The organism is Bradyrhizobium sp. McL0616 (assembly GCF_049993385.1).
In the GTDB taxonomy this organism is placed as follows: domain Bacteria; phylum Pseudomonadota; class Alphaproteobacteria; order Rhizobiales; family Xanthobacteraceae; genus Bradyrhizobium.
In genome coordinates this window covers 8064154-8079879 of sequence record NZ_CP188255.1, presented here as the reverse complement: position 1 = coordinate 8079879, position 15726 = coordinate 8064154, and the positions used below count along the sequence as shown (strand labels likewise).

General features: G+C 62.8%; 12 protein-coding genes. 8 read left to right on the top strand and 4 right to left on the bottom strand.

What is annotated here, in order from left to right:
* Window positions 1–18: 18 nt before the first annotated feature.
* Window positions 19–990, bottom strand: a complete 972-nt coding sequence (locus ACPPVR_RS38990) for a S1C family serine protease (protein WP_426611781.1) — start codon at window positions 988–990, stop codon at window positions 19–21.
* Window positions 991–1274: 284 nt separating this feature from the next.
* Here ACPPVR_RS38990 and ACPPVR_RS38985 point away from each other — a divergent pair, with 284 nt between their 5' ends.
* From ACPPVR_RS38985 to ACPPVR_RS38960, 6 genes are all read left to right on the top strand, one after another.
* The gene (locus ACPPVR_RS38985; protein ID WP_426611780.1) at window positions 1275–2693 is read left to right on the top strand and encodes a M20 family metallopeptidase; all 1419 of its coding nucleotides are present in this window, start codon (window positions 1275–1277) and stop codon (window positions 2691–2693) included.
* Between the two features lie 260 nt (window positions 2694–2953).
* Window positions 2954–4744, top strand: a complete 1791-nt coding sequence (locus ACPPVR_RS38980; protein ID WP_426611779.1) for a peptide ABC transporter substrate-binding protein — start codon at window positions 2954–2956, stop codon at window positions 4742–4744.
* A gap of 29 nt (window positions 4745–4773) precedes the next feature.
* Complete coding sequence (locus ACPPVR_RS38975) at window positions 4774–5733, top strand: ABC transporter permease (protein WP_426611778.1); 960 nt, start codon at window positions 4774–4776, stop codon at window positions 5731–5733.
* Window positions 5699–6616 (top strand): ABC transporter permease, encoded by a 918-nt coding sequence (locus ACPPVR_RS38970; RefSeq protein WP_426611777.1) that lies wholly within the window; start codon window positions 5699–5701, stop codon window positions 6614–6616. The genes ACPPVR_RS38975 and ACPPVR_RS38970 overlap by 35 nt, the downstream gene beginning before the upstream one ends.
* Window positions 6616–7596 (top strand): ABC transporter ATP-binding protein, encoded by a 981-nt coding sequence (locus ACPPVR_RS38965; protein WP_426611776.1) that lies wholly within the window; start codon window positions 6616–6618, stop codon window positions 7594–7596. Before ACPPVR_RS38970 ends, ACPPVR_RS38965 begins: the two co-directional genes overlap by 1 nt.
* On the top strand, window positions 7593–8561 hold the full coding sequence (locus ACPPVR_RS38960) for an ABC transporter ATP-binding protein (protein ID WP_426611775.1): 969 nt from the start codon (window positions 7593–7595) through the stop codon (window positions 8559–8561). The genes ACPPVR_RS38965 and ACPPVR_RS38960 overlap by 4 nt, the downstream gene beginning before the upstream one ends.
* Window positions 8562–8563: 2 nt before the next feature.
* Here the strand turns inward: ACPPVR_RS38960 and ACPPVR_RS38955 are convergent, their stop codons facing one another.
* Together ACPPVR_RS38955 and ACPPVR_RS38950 are read right to left on the bottom strand one after the other, a co-directional pair.
* A complete protein-coding gene (locus tag ACPPVR_RS38955) occupies window positions 8564–8785 on the bottom strand; it encodes a dodecin (protein ID WP_426611774.1) in 222 nt (73 codons plus the stop codon).
* Between the two features lie 138 nt (window positions 8786–8923).
* Complete coding sequence (locus ACPPVR_RS38950; RefSeq protein ID WP_426611773.1) at window positions 8924–10174, bottom strand: glycosyltransferase family 87 protein; 1251 nt, start codon at window positions 10172–10174, stop codon at window positions 8924–8926.
* A 230-nt stretch (window positions 10175–10404) separates the two neighbouring features.
* Here ACPPVR_RS38950 and ACPPVR_RS38945 point away from each other — a divergent pair, with 230 nt between their 5' ends.
* Together ACPPVR_RS38945 and ACPPVR_RS38940 are read left to right on the top strand one after the other, a co-directional pair.
* Window positions 10405–11406, top strand: coding sequence for a glycoside hydrolase family 16 protein (locus tag ACPPVR_RS38945; protein ID WP_426616276.1), 1002 nt, complete (start codon window positions 10405–10407; stop codon window positions 11404–11406).
* The gene (locus ACPPVR_RS38940; protein WP_426611772.1) at window positions 11406–12857 is read left to right on the top strand and encodes a GH1 family beta-glucosidase; all 1452 of its coding nucleotides are present in this window, start codon (window positions 11406–11408) and stop codon (window positions 12855–12857) included. The genes ACPPVR_RS38945 and ACPPVR_RS38940 overlap by 1 nt, the downstream gene beginning before the upstream one ends.
* Window positions 12858–12945: 88 nt before the next feature.
* On the opposite strand, the gene ACPPVR_RS38935 is transcribed toward ACPPVR_RS38940, so the two are convergent.
* On the bottom strand, window positions 12946–14625 hold the full coding sequence (locus ACPPVR_RS38935) for a hypothetical protein (RefSeq protein ID WP_426611771.1): 1680 nt from the start codon (window positions 14623–14625) through the stop codon (window positions 12946–12948).
* Window positions 14626–15726 lie beyond the last annotated feature (1101 nt).

Below are 15726 nucleotides of genomic sequence, written 5' to 3'. Positions count from 1 at the left end.
CGCTTCCTCTGCTTGGAATCAGTGCAGCTTCGGCGCCTTCAGAAGCTTGAAGCGGTCGGTCGACGTCACCGTGACGTCGAAGGTGACGCCTTCGTGGTGCACGGTGAGCGGCACGTCGACGCCGGCGGCGCCGAGCCCCCACATCTTCTTGTAGAAGCCCGTCTGGCTCGTGACCTTGTCGCCGTCCACGGCGAGGATGACGTCGCCGGTCTTGAGCTCGGCGCGGGCGGCGGGACCGTTGGCGGAGATCCCGATCACCACCACGCGGTTGTCGATCTCGGTCGAATAGAGTCCGAGCCACGGCCGCGCCGGTTTGTTGACGCGGCCGAACTTGCGCAGATCCTCGAGGATCGGCTTCAGCAGATCGATCGGCACGATCATGTTGACGTGCTCGGCCTTGCCGTCACGTTCACGCTCGAGCTGGAGCGAGCCGATGCCGATCAGCTCGCCGCGCGCGTTGATCAGTCCGGTGCCGCCCCAATTCGGATGGGCGGGATGGGTGAACAAGGCTTCGTCGAGCAGATACTCCCAGTAGCCGGCGAATTCCTGCTTGGCGACGATCTGGCTCGCGACGGATCGCGTCCGCCCGCCGGCGCCGCCGACCACGACGCGATCGCCGAGGCGGGTCTCCGCCGACGAGCCGAGCGGCAATGGCTCGATGTCGAGCCGGCCGAGCGCCTGCACCAGGCCGAAGCCGGTGACGGCATCGAAGCCGAGCACATGTCCTTCCACCACGCGCCCGTCGCCGAGATGTAGCCATACCGACTCTGCTTCGGTGATGAGATAGCCGATGGTGAGCACCAGCCCGTCGTCGATCACGACGCCGTTGCCGGCGCGCTCGGTGCCCAGCGTCTCGGCGCTAAAGGCGTCCGGCGGGATGATGGCGTGCAGGCCGACGACCGAGGCGAGCGTACGGTCGAGATCGAAACCGTAGTCGCTCGCACGCGGCTGATTGGCCGGTGGCACTCTCCATTCGGTCAGAGCGGGCATGGAGTTCTCCTGGCTGTGAGCATCGCTCCGCCACTGCAGCGGAACGACGCGCGAGGCACGCATAATTTATGCTGGAGGTGGCCGTCTTGAAAGCCTCGACCCCAACAATTCCGGACCTTGCCGTGTGAAACTGTCAAAAAAGACAGGAACAGCACGCAAAGCCGGCAGGCACCCCTTCACTCGGCATCGGCCGCATGGCTGATGTCCGGCCAGCCGCTAGTCGTCCTCGCATGAAGCTGCTAACCATTGCCGCCTCGTTTGACCAATAGATCACGGACCGAAGCATGGACAATCGCAGCGACATCTGGCGTGGCATCGACACGATCAAGGGACGTTTCATCGACCTCAGCGACAAGGTCTGGGGCATGCCCGAAGTGTGCTACACCGAGGCGCGGTCCGCCGCCGAGCATCTCACCGAATTGCGCCACCAGGGTTTCCGCATCACCGAGAACGTCGCCGGCATTCCGACCGCGGTGATGGGCGAGTGGGGCGAGGGCGGTCCGGTCATCGCCTTCATGGGTGAATATGACGCACTGCCGGGTCTCAGTCAGGAGGCGGGCGTTGCCGAGCATCGTCCGGTCGAGACTGGCGGCCATGGTCATGGCTGCGGTCACAATCTGCTCGGCTCCGCCGCGCTGCTCGCCGCGACCGCGGTGAAGGACTGGCTCGCCGAGAACAAGGTGGCCGGCCGCGTACGCTATTACGGCTGCCCGGCGGAAGAGGGTGGTGCGGCCAAGGCCTTCATGGTGCGCTCCGGCGCGTTCGAGGACGCCGATATCGCCATCACTTGGCATCCGCACAGTTTTTGGGAAGTCGCGGTGACGCCGTCGCTCGCCAACACCCGCGCCGACTTCATCTTCACCGGCCGCACCTCGCATGCGGCCGCTTCGCCCCATCTCGGCCGCTCCGCGCTCGATGCTGTCGAGCTGATGAATGTCGGCGTGAACTATATGCGCGAGCACATGCCGAGCGACGCGCGCGTGCACTACGCGCTGCTCGACACAGGCGGCATCGCCCCCAACGTGGTGCAGGCCCATGCGCGGGTGCGCTATTCCATTCGCGCACGTGACCTTCCCGGCATGAACGAGCTGGTCGGGCGCGTCAGCAAGATCGCCGACGGCGCAGCCTTGATGACCGAGACCAAGGTGGAGATGAAGATCATCTCCGCGGTCTCCAACATCCTGCCGAATACGCCGCTCGAGCAGGCGCTGCACCGGGTCATGGAAGAGCTCGGACCGCCGCATTTCGACGAGGCGGACAAGAGCTTCGCGAGCCAGATCCGCGCGACCCTGACTGGCAAGGACATTGAGTCCATCTATTACGCGATCGGCATGGAGCCGACCGATCGGCCGCTGGCCGACTTCCTGGTGCCGCTCGACGCCAAGCGCAACCCGCTGGTCGGCTCGACCGACGTCGGCGATGTGAGCTGGGTGGTGCCGACCGTGCAGGTTCACGCACCGACAGTTGCAATCGGCACGCCCTTCCACACCTGGCAGGTGGTGGCGCAGGGCAAGAGCCCACATGCCCACAAGGCGATGGTGCAGGCGGCCAAGGCCATGGCCGGCCTCGGCATCAAGGCGTTGACGGAACCGGAGCTGATCAAGGCCGCGAAAGCGGACCTTACGAAGCGGACGGCCAAGACGCCCTATGTTTGTCCGCTGCCCGATCACGTCGCGCCGCCGCTCGATATGTCCGTGCTGTAGAATTTCGTCTCGATACTTCGTCTGATCCGGCGAACAAATTTTCCGCAGTGCAACGTTGATTCCGGCGTGTTTTGACGCCGGATTGCCGAACGCTTGGGCTGCTGAACGCGGTTTTGCTCAACGGACAGCCAGAAGACCGTTTGCATACACACGGTCGCAGTTGACGCGCGGCCTATTCAGTGTGCCATCTACCGCCAGCCAAAACCCGGCGGCCGTCCCGCGGCCGCCTGCATCATTACGGGAACCAGACGGGGACAACCATGCTGGATAGAGAACTGCGTTCGATGATCGGTGACGTGAAGGACGGGCGGATGGATCGCCGCGCCTTCATTCAGCGCTTGGCCGCCGTTGGCCTTACCGCTCCCCTTGCGAACCAGATCCTCGCCATCGGCGGCGTCGCCATGGCCCAGAGCCCGAACCCTTATCCTCCGACCAAGCGCGGTGGCGGCGGTCCTCTCAAGCTGTTGTGGTGGCAGGGTCCGACCTTGCTCAATCCGCATTTCGCCACCGGCACCAAGGACCAGGACGGCTCCCGCATCTTCTACGAGCCGCTCGCGAGCTGGGACGTTGACGGCCATCTCAACCCGATCCTCGCCGCTGAAATTCCCTCGATCCAGAACGGCGGCCTTTCGGCAGACGCCAAATCGGTCGTCTGGAAACTCAAGCCCGGCGTCAAATGGCACGACGGCAAGCCGGTTACCGCCGACGATCTCGTCTTCAACTGGGAATATGCCAGCGACCCCGCCACCGCGTGCGTCTCGATCAGTACCTATAGCGGCCTCACCGTCGAGAAGATCGACGACCTCACCATCCGCATCAAGTTCAACGACCCGACCCCGTTCTGGGCCAATGCCTTCGTCGGGGCTTACGGCTGCATCATCCCGAAACATCTGTTCGCCGAATACAAGGGTGGCAAGTCCCGCGAGGCCCCGAACAATCTGAAGCCGGTCGGTACCGGTCCCTACAAGTTCGTCGAGTTCAAGCCGGGCGACCTGGTGCGCGGCGAGATCAATCCCGACTACCACATGGCCAATCGGCCCCATTTCGACACGATCGAGATGAAGGGTGGTGGCGACGCCGTCTCGGCGGCGCGTGCCGTCATCCAGACCGGCGAATATGACTTCGCCTGGAACATGCAGGTGGAAGACGAAGTTCTGCTGCGCCTGGAAAAAGGCGGCAAGGGCAAGACTCTCTACGCAGTCGGCGGCGACATCGAGTTCATCGCCATCAATTTCACGGATCCCAACACCGAGGTCGACGGCGAGCGTGCGTCGTTGAAGACCAAGCATCCGATCCTGTCGGACCCCAAGGTACGCCAGGCCCTTGCGCTTCTGGTTGATCGCGACTCCGTCAAGAAGGCGATCTACGGCCGCGCCGGACGCACCACCGCGAACTACCTCAATGGTCCCGAGCAGTTCGCGTCCAAGAACACCAAATGGGAGTTCAGCACCGAGAAGGCGAGTGCGCTGCTCGAAGAGGCCGGGTGGAAAGCGGGCGCCGATGGCATCCGCGAAAAGGACGGCAAGAAGCTGAAGCTTCTGTACCAGACCTCGACCAACGGCCCGCGCCAAAAGACCCAGGCGATCGTCAAGCAGGCCTTCCAGAAGGCCGGCATCGACGTCGAGCTGAAATCGGTCGTGGCCTCGGTATTCTTCTCCTCCGACGTCGCCAACCCCGATACCTATTCCAAGTTCTTCGCCGATATCGAGATGTTCCAGATCCCGATGACTCAGCCGGATCCGGCCCTGCACATGCGCCGCTACCATTCGCGCAACGTGGCCACCAAAGAGAACAAGTGGCAGGGGCCGAACTTCCCGCGCTGGGTCAACAAGGATTTCGACGCCGCGATCGACGCTGCCGAGACGGAGACCGATCCGGTCAAGCGGGCAGACCTTTACATCAAGTGCAACGATTTGATGTGGCAGGACACGGTTTTCATTCCCGTGATGCATCGTCTCGCAGTGGAAGCAAGTGCCAACACGCTTCGGCCGGCGCTGTCGGGCTGGGCCAACCAAACCGACAATCTGCAGGACTGGTACCGAGAGGGCTGAGGACGGGCGTTTAAGCGGATTGTTCGCTCATGAGTCAGTACGTCCTGCGTCGTCTGATGATCGCGATTCCGAGCCTGCTCGGAATCTCGCTCGTCCTCTTCGTCGTCCTCGCGCTTGCGCCAGGCGACCCCTTCAGCGAGCTCGCGACCAACCCGAATGTGCCGCCCGAAGTGCAGGCAGCGCTTCGGGCCAGGTTCGGCCTCGACGATCCGATCTATCTTCGCTACCTACATTGGCTCTCCGCCATGGCACATGGCGACTGGGGGTTCTCCTTTGTCAGCCGGATGGACGTCGATACGCTCATCCTCCAGCGCCTGCCGACCACGCTTTACGTGATCGGCTCGGCGCAGATCCTGGCGCTGCTGATCGCGATTCCCGTCGGCGTCTATGCCGCGACGAAGCCCTATTCGCTGTTCGACCAGATTGCGAATGCGCTCGCCTTCATCGGCTTCTCGCTGCCGACCTTCTTCACCGGCCTCCTGTTCATTCTGATATTCTCGGTCACGCTCGACTGGCTGCCCTTCGTCTATTCGACCGACATCAAGGCGACCGGCATCCGCTGGGTGCTGGAGATGATCCGGCAGGCGATCATGCCGGTGGCGGTGCTCGGCCTGTTCCAGGCCGCGTCCATGACGCGCTTCGTGCGCTCGGCGATGCTCGACGTGATCCGGCTCGATTACGTCACCACAGCGCGCGCGAAGGGTCTCGGCCAGGCCACGGTGATCGTCAAGCACGTGATGCGCAACGCCATGATCCCGGTCGTCACGCTGATCGCGCTCCAGATGCCTGCGGTATTCGGTGGCGCCATCGTCACCGAGCAGATCTTCCGCATCCCCGGGATCGGTTCGCTGCTGATCTCCTCCATCCTGTCCAACGACACGCCGGTGGTGATGGCCGTCACCTTCGTCTTTGCGTGCCTGGTCGTGCTGTTCAATCTCATCGCGGACGTCCTGTATGGCTGGCTTGACCCTCGCATCTCCCTCCGCTGAGCGGCGCGTCTACTCGCCTTGGCGCGAAACGTGGCGGCGCTTCAGCCGCCACAGGCTTGCCGTCGTCAGTGCGTTCCTGCTTCTCATTCTGATTTTGGCGGTGGTGATTGGCCCCTTCCTCTGGCGCGTCTCGATCAACGACATCGATGTCGTGGCGGGCATGCAGGGGCCCTCGCTGGCGCATCCCTTCGGCACCGATGATCTCGGTCAGGATATTCTGGCGCGCATGATCTATGGCGGCCGCATCTCGCTTGCGGTCGGGCTCGCCGCGATGCTGGTCTCGGTGTTCATCGGCGTGCTGATCGGCTCGCTCGCCGGCATGTCGCGCGGCGCGCTCGGGCACGGCTTGATGTGGCTCACCGACCTGTTTCTGTCGCTGCCGCAACTGCCGCTGCTGCTGCTGCTCATTTATCTTTTCCGCGACGGGCTGAAGGCCGCGTTCGGCCCCGAAGGCGGCATCTTCATCCTGATCGTGCTCGTGATCGGCGGCCTGCGCTGGATGCCGGTCGCTCGTCTCGTGCGTGCGCAGTTCCTGTCGATCCGCGAAAAAGAGTTCGTCGAAGCCGCGCGCGCGCTCGGCGCAAGCCCGGTGCGGCAGGTGGTGAAGCACATCCTGCCCAATGCGCTGGGTCCGGTGATCATCGCCGGCACGATCGACGTTGCGGCCGCGATCATTGCGGAATCGACGCTGTCATTCCTGGGCCTCGGCTTTCCGCCGGACACGCCGACCTGGGGCCGGCTGCTGTACGATGCCAAGGACTTCCTCGACATCGGCCCGCACTGGGCGTTGTTTCCAGGCGGCGCGATCTTCATCGCGGTGGTTGCCATCAACTTCATCGGCGATGGTCTGCGTGACGCGCTCGATGCGCGACGGGTGATCTGATGGCGCCGTTGCTCGAGATCAAGGGCCTGAAAACCCACTTCTCCACCGACGACGGCATCGTGCAGGCCGTCGACGGCGTCGACATCTCCATCAACCGCGGCGAGACGCTCTGCGTCGTCGGCGAATCCGGCTGCGGCAAGACCGTCACCGCGATGTCGATCCTCAAGCTGATCGCGATGCCGCCGGGCCGCATCGCGGCGGGCGAGATCATCTTCGAGGGCCGCGATCTGGTGCCGTTGACGAGCAACCAGCTCGACGATATCAGGGCCAAGGAGATCGGCTTCATCTTCCAGGAGCCGATGACCTCGCTCAATCCGGTGCTCACGGTCGGCGAGCAGATCGCCGAGAGCCTGCGCCGGCATGAGAACGTCACCAGGAAGCAGGCGCTCGAGCGCACCATCGAGATGCTGAAGCTGGTGCAGATCCCCAATGCCGAAGGCCGCGTGCACAATTATCCGCACCAGTTCTCCGGCGGCATGCGCCAGCGCGTGATGATCGCGATGGCGCTCGCCTGCAAACCCAAGCTGATCATCGCCGACGAGCCCACCACCGCGCTCGACGTCACTATCCAGGCCCAGATTCTCGATCTGCTCCAGGATATGAAGGAACGCTTCGGCATGGCGGTGATGCTGATCACCCATGCCATGGGCGTCGTCGCCGAGACCGCGCAACGCGTCGTCGTGATGTATGCCGGCAAGGTGGTGGAGGAAGCGGGCGTCGAAGATCTCTTCGCCGCACCCGGTCATCCCTATACCCAGGGCCTGATCCGCTCGATCCCGCGCATCGATCTCGACAGCGAGCACAAGGTGCGGCTCGAGGCGATCGGCGGCTCGGTGCCGATCTTGATCAATCCGCCGGTCGGCTGCCGCTTTGCGCCGCGCTGCCGCCACGCCATGAGCATCTGCACCGAGAAGGAGCCGCTGTTGCGCGAGATCGCGCCCGGCCACCGCATGGCCTGTCATCTGGGAGATGTTTCGTGAGCGAGCCGCTGCTGCAGGTCACGGGCCTCAAAAAGCACTTCCCCGTGCTCGGCGGCCTGCTGTCGCGCCAGGTCGGCACTGTCTATGCGGTCGATGGCGTGTCGTTCTCGGTCAATCGCGGCGAGACTCTTGGTCTCGTCGGTGAATCCGGCTGCGGCAAGTCGACGACGGGGCGCTGCGTGCTGCGCCTGATCGAGCCGACCGACGGCGAGGTCGTGTTCGACGGCCAGGATGTCCGCAAGCTCAGTGGCAACGATCTGCGCGCGATGCGGCGCAACATGCAGCTCGTGTTCCAGGACCCGTTTGCCTCGCTCAATCCGCGCATGACTGTCGGCTCCATCCTCGGCGAAGCCTTCACGATCCACAATCTCGCATCATCGACCAAGGAGCGCGAGGAGCGCGTCGCTGGATTGCTGGTGAAGGTCGGCCTCAAGGCCGAGCACATGCGCCGCTATCCGCACGAATTCTCCGGCGGCCAGCGCCAGCGCATCGTGATCGCGCGCGCGCTCGCGGTCGAACCGAAGCTGATCGTCTGCGACGAGCCGGTGTCCGCGCTCGACGTCTCGATCCAGGCGCAGGTCATCAACCTGCTGGAAGATCTCCAGGCCGAACTGAACCTCACCTATCTCTTCGTCGCGCACGACCTCTCGGTGGTCGAGCACATTTCCGATCGCGTCGCGGTGATGTATCTGGGCCGCATCGTCGAGCTTGCGAAGGCGAACGATCTCTATCGCAATCCGCAGCACCCCTATACCAAGGCGCTGCTCTCCGCGGTGCCGGTGCCGGATCCAAAACTCAAGCGCAACCGCGTTCGTCTCAAAGGCGACGTGCCGAGCCCGATGAAGCCGCCATCAGGCTGCCACTTCCACACCCGCTGCCCGATCGCCCAGCCGCGCTGCGCGGAAGTCGCACCGGAGCTGAAGGAGGGGGCGGGCGGGCACTTCGTGGCGTGTCATCTCGCCTGACGCTACGCTTCCAGCGTGAAGCCGACGCGGAGCGTCACTTGGTAGTGCCGCACCGTGCCGTTCTCGATGTGGCCTCGCGTCTGCACGACCTCGAACCATTTCATCTCGCGAACGGACTTGGCGGCGCGGCTGACCGCATTCTTGATCGCATCCTCGATCGAATTGTCGGACGATCCGACCAGTTCCAGGATCTTGTAGACGTGATCCTTCTCGGCTGTGGGCATGGTGAGCTCCCTCGGTTGCGCTGCGGCGCACGCCGCCGCGTGGCCTCCTAACTGAACGAGCGCCAGCCTTTCCGGTTCCATCGTGCGCATGCGCCAGCCGCTTAATCACTCCAGGGCAGGTGCCGGACGTGCGCGAGGTTACGCAGGCTCGCCGTGCAGGCGGACCGCCGCAGGCTTGGCGTCGCGCAGCAGCAACCACAACAGCATCGCGAGCACGACCATGAGCGCGAAGCCGCCGACGGCCGGCGTCATGTAGCGCTGCAGGCCGCTCGCGCCGCCGTTCTCGGCAGACAGCCGCGCCGATTGCAGCAGCCCGTAGGCGTTGGCGAGCAGGATGAGCCCGTAGATCGCGCCGCGTTCGCGCGGGCTCGCCAGGCTGGCAAGATCGGGAAGCAGCAGTGCGAGGCCGATCCCGACGATCGGCAGGTCGTAGTCATAGGCGTAGGGGCTGATCATCACGGACGCGACCGCGACGACGCCGAGCGCGAAACGGGGAGACGGTCCGCGCGCGACGGCGAGTGCGACTGCGACCAGCGCGAGACCTGCCATTGCGATCTGCCCCCAGAACGCTCCGGCGGCGGGGAGGCCGGCCTGGTACAGTGCCGCATACGCCGAGATCATCCGGAACAGCTGGTAGCGGCCTTCCTCCAGATAGCCCGCGGCTTCCCTGATGCTGCCGAGCCACGCCATCCAGATCTGCGGACCGAACACGAGCGTGCAGATAAGCGAGCTCGCAACCACCACCGCCGCAGCCATCAGCACCGCCGGCCAGCGGCGCGTCAACAGTATGTAGACGCCAGCTGCAATTGCCAGATGTGGCTTGATGACCATCACGCCGAGCGCGAGGCCGGCAAGCACCGGGCGGCGTTCCGCGCTGATGCAGAGCAGCCCGATCAGCGCGGCCGTCAGCAAGCCGTTCTGGCCGCCGGCGATCGTGATCGCGATGGCCGGGAAAAAGATGACGAGCACCAGCGCAAAATTGTTTCCGGCAATCGTGCGAAGCGTCATCAGATAGGCTGTGAGCGTGATCGTCGTGAAGACAAAATAGGCGGCCCAGCCCGGCAGCAATGCGAAGGGTGCCAGCAGCAGGTCGAATTGCGGCGGGTAGGTCCAGGGCATGACGCCGGTCGTGCCGCCGGCTGCCACGAGCTGCATCTTCGTGAACGACGCGAATTGGTAGGTCAGGTCGAGATCGCCAAGCCAGATCCGTTGCGCGACTATATGGAAGGCAGCGAAGTCCGTCGTCTGGCCGCCATACCAGAGTCCGTCTTCGAAGAACCGGAAGGTCTTGAAGACGAGTACGGCTGCCAGCAGCGTGAGAATGACGCGAACATAGATCGTTCGCTTCCGCGGCGAGGCCTGGAGCTGCTCCAACGTTGCGGTGAGCATGGGATGACGACCTTACGACGAGACGACGCGGCTTTCGCTTCTGCAGTCCAGATTGCCGAGCGAGCCTTAAGGGACGGTAACGAGTGGGAAAGGTTTTCAAGGGAGCCAACGGCAAATCGGCCTGTTCCGGACCGAATTCGATATCCTTGAGGGCCGAAGCGTCGCACTTGCCCGCTGGAAGACAGGCGAGCTATCCTCGGTTTGTTTCCCCGCAACCTCGATGTGCGATGATGATCGACCGTTGGACGAGGAGCGTTGTGGTCGCGACCGGGTTGCTCGTGGTGTCGGCGCCGGGTGTCGCGCAGGACGATCTCGATGGCGCGCCAGCCAGCATGTCCCTGCAAGTGACGACTGATCCCTCCACGATCGAATGCCGCAAGCTCGAGACGGTTAATCCGGCCTCGCTGATCTTCCTGCCGCTGCGGCGGACTTTTAACGAGGATTTTGACGAGCATCCGCTGTCGAACGGACGCTGGGTGCCGCATTACGCCGGCGGTGCCGCGTGGCCGGAGGCGCGCTATTGGGGCGGTGATGGCTCGGACTTCAAGCGCAAGACCAGCTCCAATGGCGAGCAGCAGATCTATGTCGATCCGCGCTATTCAGGCCGCGCCGCGACACCGCTCGGGCTCGATCCGTTCAGGGTGAAGAACGGCGTGCTGTCGATCGTCGCAAGCCGCACGCCACCGGATTTGAAACCCGTGCTGTTCAACAACGAGTACGTCTCCGGCATCCTGACCACGCAGGGCACTTTTTCGCAAAAGCACGGTTATTTCGAGATCCGTGCCAAGATCCCGGTCGGCCATGCGGTGTGGCCCGCGTTCTGGATGTTGGCGGATGACGGCGGCTGGCCGCCGGAGGTCGACGTGCTGGAAGGCCGCGGCGAACGGCCGGGCGACATGGTGATGACGACGCATTGGCGAATTCCGTCGACTCAGAAGATCCAGTCCTGCGGCTTCGACTTTGCGGTCGGCGACGCGTCGGGCACATTCCACAATTACGGTGTGCTGTGGGAGCAGGATCGCCTGGTCTATTTCATCGACCGCAGGCCGGTCTCGGACATCAAGGTGCCGATCGGCTTCGACGATCCCATGTACATGATCGTCAATCTCGCGATTGGCTCGAAATTCTTTGTCGGCGTCGGTCCTGTCGACGCGGAATCGCCGCCGACCGTTGCGTTCGAGATCGACCGGATTTCCGCCTATCAGATCGACATGGAACAAGCGCAGAGGTGATGATGTCTGACGTCTCGCGCCGCTCCTTTGCCAGGCTCGCCGGCTTTGCTGCGCTCGGCCTGTCGACGCGCGCCCGCGCTGCCGAGATCGTGCCGCCTGCGCCCGCGCGCTTTCCGAAGGATTTTCTGTGGGGTACGGCAACCTCGTCCTACCAGATCGAAGGCGCTGTCGACGAGGACGGCCGCGGCAAGTCGATCTGGGATATCTTCAGCCACACGCCCGGCAAGATCGAGGACGGCACCACGGGCGATCGCGCCAACGAGCACTATCACCGCTACAAGGACGACGTTCGGCTGATCAAGGATCTCGGCGTCAAGGCCTACCGCTTCTCGATCGCGTGGCCGCGGGTGTTTCCGGACGGAACGGGGCAGCCCAATCCAAAAGGGCTCGATTTCTACAACCGTCTCGTCGACGAACTGCTTGCGAACGGCATCGAGCCCTACGCCACGCTCTATCACTGGGACCTGCCGCAGGCGCTCCAGGACCGCGTCGGCGGCTGGCAGTCGAGCGACACCTCGAAGGCCTTTGCCGATTACGCGGCCTATGTCGCTGCGCGACTAACCGATCGCGTCAAAAATATCTTCACCGTGAACGAGGTCGGGCGCTTCGTGAATTTCGGCTACGGCTGGGGCATCGACGCGCCCGGCCTCAAGCTGCCGACGGCGCAGTTGAACCAGGCGCGCCATCATGTCGCGCTGGCGCACGGCCTCGCCGTGCAGGCGATCCGGGCCTCCGGGCGCGCCGGCACACGTGTGGGCGCGGCCGAGAACATCGCGGCCTGCGTGCCGGCAATCGCGACGCCGGAGAACATCCGCGCTGCCGAGATCGCCACGCGTGAGCTCAACGCCGGCTTCCTAGGCGTCGTGCTGGAGGGCAAATACACCGACGGTTTCCTCGCCTATGCCGGCGCCGACGCGCCGAAATTCACCGCCGAAGAGCTGAAGATCATAGGGACGCCGAACGATTTCGTCGGGCTGAACATCTACGCGCCGCAGTTCTACGTAACGGCGTCAGACCGCGCGCCGGGCTTCAACGTGCTGCCGTTCCCGGCCTCGTTCCCGCACATGAATTCGGAATGGCTGCGGGTCGGCCCCGAGGTGATCTACTGGGCGCCGCGCATCGCCGCAAAAATCTGGAATATCGAGACCATCTATATTAGCGAGAACGGCACTTCGTCTGAAGACAAGATCGCCGCCGATGGCCAGGTTTACGACCTCGACCGCATCATGTTCCTGCGCAACTATCTGACCCAGATGCAGCGCGCCATCGCCGAGGGCGTGCCGATCCGCGGTTATTTCCTGTGGAGCCTGATGGACAATTTCGAATGGATCTTCGGCTATGGGCAGCGGTTCGGTCTCTACCGGGTCGACTTCGAGACGCAGGCGAGGGTGCCGAAGCTGAGTGCGGCGTTCTATCGGGACGTGATCGCGCGGAACGCGATCGGGGTGTGAGGGAACTACAAACAGTCCCTTCGAAATCTGTGTCGTTGCGCTCGGTGGGGCCGAGTCCTGGGTCGGTTATGTCCGTAGGGCACGAATATCAGGGGGGCAGCATGTACATGTCGACCCGGCCGTCATAAGTTGGAACGAACAATCGGCCATCAGCCACGACCGGCGGAACGAACTTGGCGTGGTCGAAGGTCACGCCGCTTCGGTGGCTGTCCCACAGTAGTTTCAATCTGGGCGTTTGCGGGTCGATAGGCGTTGGATCCAGCGTCGCAGCGTCGTAAGCCCTGGCAATTCCTTCAACGACGCCATGGTTCGCATCGCCATCAACGGGCGCGAGCGACCAGACGATGCCGGTGCCGGGGTCTTGCCCATTTGACGAGACGGCCAGCATCCCACCCGGCATGCCTCCCACGCCCGTCGGGCTGAGAGCAAGCGCGGCGGATGCTACCTCTGCTCCCTTGCCCACGAACGAGACGACGCCCGTTTGAAGATTAAGTGTCCAGGCCCGGAGTGACTCGTTCTCCCCCCATGTGAAAATCATGGGCCCCTTGGAGCCGTTCCAGAAGACGGGAGAACCATGCAAATGGTGGGTCTTGCTCGGGTTACGCGTGGGGTTGCCGAGCGGAAAATCGATATCACCCGTCACCGGTAGCCCGACGCCATTGTACGTCACATAGATCGGCGGCGATTTCAGCACGCTCATGTCGCCAACCTTCTTGCCTAGATTCTTGCGGTTGAGCACGTAGAGAATGCCATCCTTGCCGCCTGCCAAAAGAAGGTCGCTCCCGGGCGGCAAGATTGGTCCAGCCGAACCGAAATCCTGATCGCGATAATCATAGCCGACCGTTGTGCTCCGATCGCTGTCCCGGAACGGAATGAACCAGTCATCAAGCGCGAGCGCGGCGCTGTTTGCGGTCTTCTCATATTTCAGGCGCACAACGGCCTCGGCGAAATCGGTAGTGCCGTTGAAATCGTGCACTCCATTTGGATGCTGCTTGATGTAGCCTCCATTGCCAGTGCTCACATACACATTGCCGCTATCGTCTGCTGCGGGCCCCTGCGAACCAAGCCACATTCCGCCTCCGAAACTGGATGGCGTGGAGACCCAAGCGGCCGCTTGCTTGAATGTGTCGACGTCAAAAGCGATCATCCACCCATGCGGAGAGCCAGGATTCTCGCCGCCGGTTGTCGCGAAGAACAGTGTCTTGTGCTCGCCCCTCAGGGGTACCAGCAGGAGAGCGGCACGTTGCTTCTGATCCGGCTGGAGTTTCACCGGTTTGCCAAATGCGTCGACCTGCGAGCCGAGGCTCGCCTCGATCGGCTCGGGCGTGCCGATTTCAGCCATGGTGGCGATATCGATGCGGTGGGCGAACAGGGCCGGCTTGCCGTTCTGCAACATCCAGTTAACGCAGTAGATCCGGTTTGCGTCGAGGTCGATCACTGGCGTGCTCAGGATGCCCCAAGCGACGTTGATGCCCCAGCTGTCTATCGTTGTGGATCGGTGCCCCTGATTGGGGACTTCAGGTGGCACGAACGGGGCGCCGAGTTGGGGCGTTTTCCAGGATCCGTTGCCGTCTACGTCAAATGCCCAGATATGATTGCCCATTGAAGCGACGAAGAGCACGTCGTGCAACTTTCCGTCCGGCATCATGAGATGCGGAACGTAAAGCGGCTGAGCCTCGATCCGCTTGTCGTCATCAACGATAAAGCTCCGAACGCGTCGCAGGCCTTTGGCTGAGACAGCAGCGGGAGTGAGCGCCGTTTCCTTCATATTCGCGCCCGTTCGGGCGTTGTCATATGAGCGAGTGAGAACGGGAGTTTGTGCTACAGCATCCGCGGCCGTGAAGAGCCCACAAATGCTGAACGCGATGGTGACGAAGGCTCGCCTGTGAGCAATTCGTACGTGCCTCAGCATGAGCAACCCGCATACAAATCGGAGGAAGCCGTACCGAAGGCTGCCCCCGATGACGAACGATCCGATAGAGAGCGGTGAACAATTGCAGAGCTGGCTTAACTTGGTCGATCGCAAAACAAGAGCACTAGCCACGCCTCGCCCCCATTGAGTTTGAGAAGGCCAAACAACTCTGAGCGGGAATATCGAGCAATAAAGTGCAGTTCGAAAGTGTCAGGTTTGCAGCTGACGCGCATAATTATTGACTGTGCTGAAGGAATAATACAATCCCTACGCGATATGCGTTTGGCCTATTTTTTGCGCAAGGTCGTGCACAGAGCGGAGCCAAATTGACGTAGTATTCCTCGTCGGTGCGGACTCCTTTAGCTTGTGGCGCTCAAATAGCTTGGCTGTCTGGAGAGAGCCTTGCATTGTTTCCAACATGCGTCAGAGTTTTACGGTCTTGGCAAAACGGTTCTGAGAGCGAGCGCGCCGGGCTGGCGAGGTCACGGCTCGACCTTGCATTCGAAGCGAAAGCCTGACCTGCGACATGATCGCGTGTCCAATGTCGCACGAAACGCTCGGGCGTGGCTGCACCACCCAGGAATGATCCGACAGCCGCAGGATTCCGGGTTTGCGCCGGAGATCGACACAAAGACGGTGCCGTCTGTCCGAATTCGCGCCGCGTCAAATTTCGTCGCGATCAGCAAGCTCGCTGAAATTTCGGCTCGACCAGTATGGTCGGCCCCGGGCGGTCGTAAAGCGGTCGACCATCGCGCGCGAGGACGGCTTGAAGGATGGTCTTGCCGACAGGGGTGAGCTCGGATGGTACATCCTGCGCAGCCGCGCCATGCGCGAACGCAAAAACAAGCGACGCTACTCTTAACCAACTGGGCGTACTCATCGCCATCTTCCAGATCTTCCGATCTTGGTCGAATATCGATGATCCGTGGCAAGAGCGTGTCTTGGGCAATTGCCTCA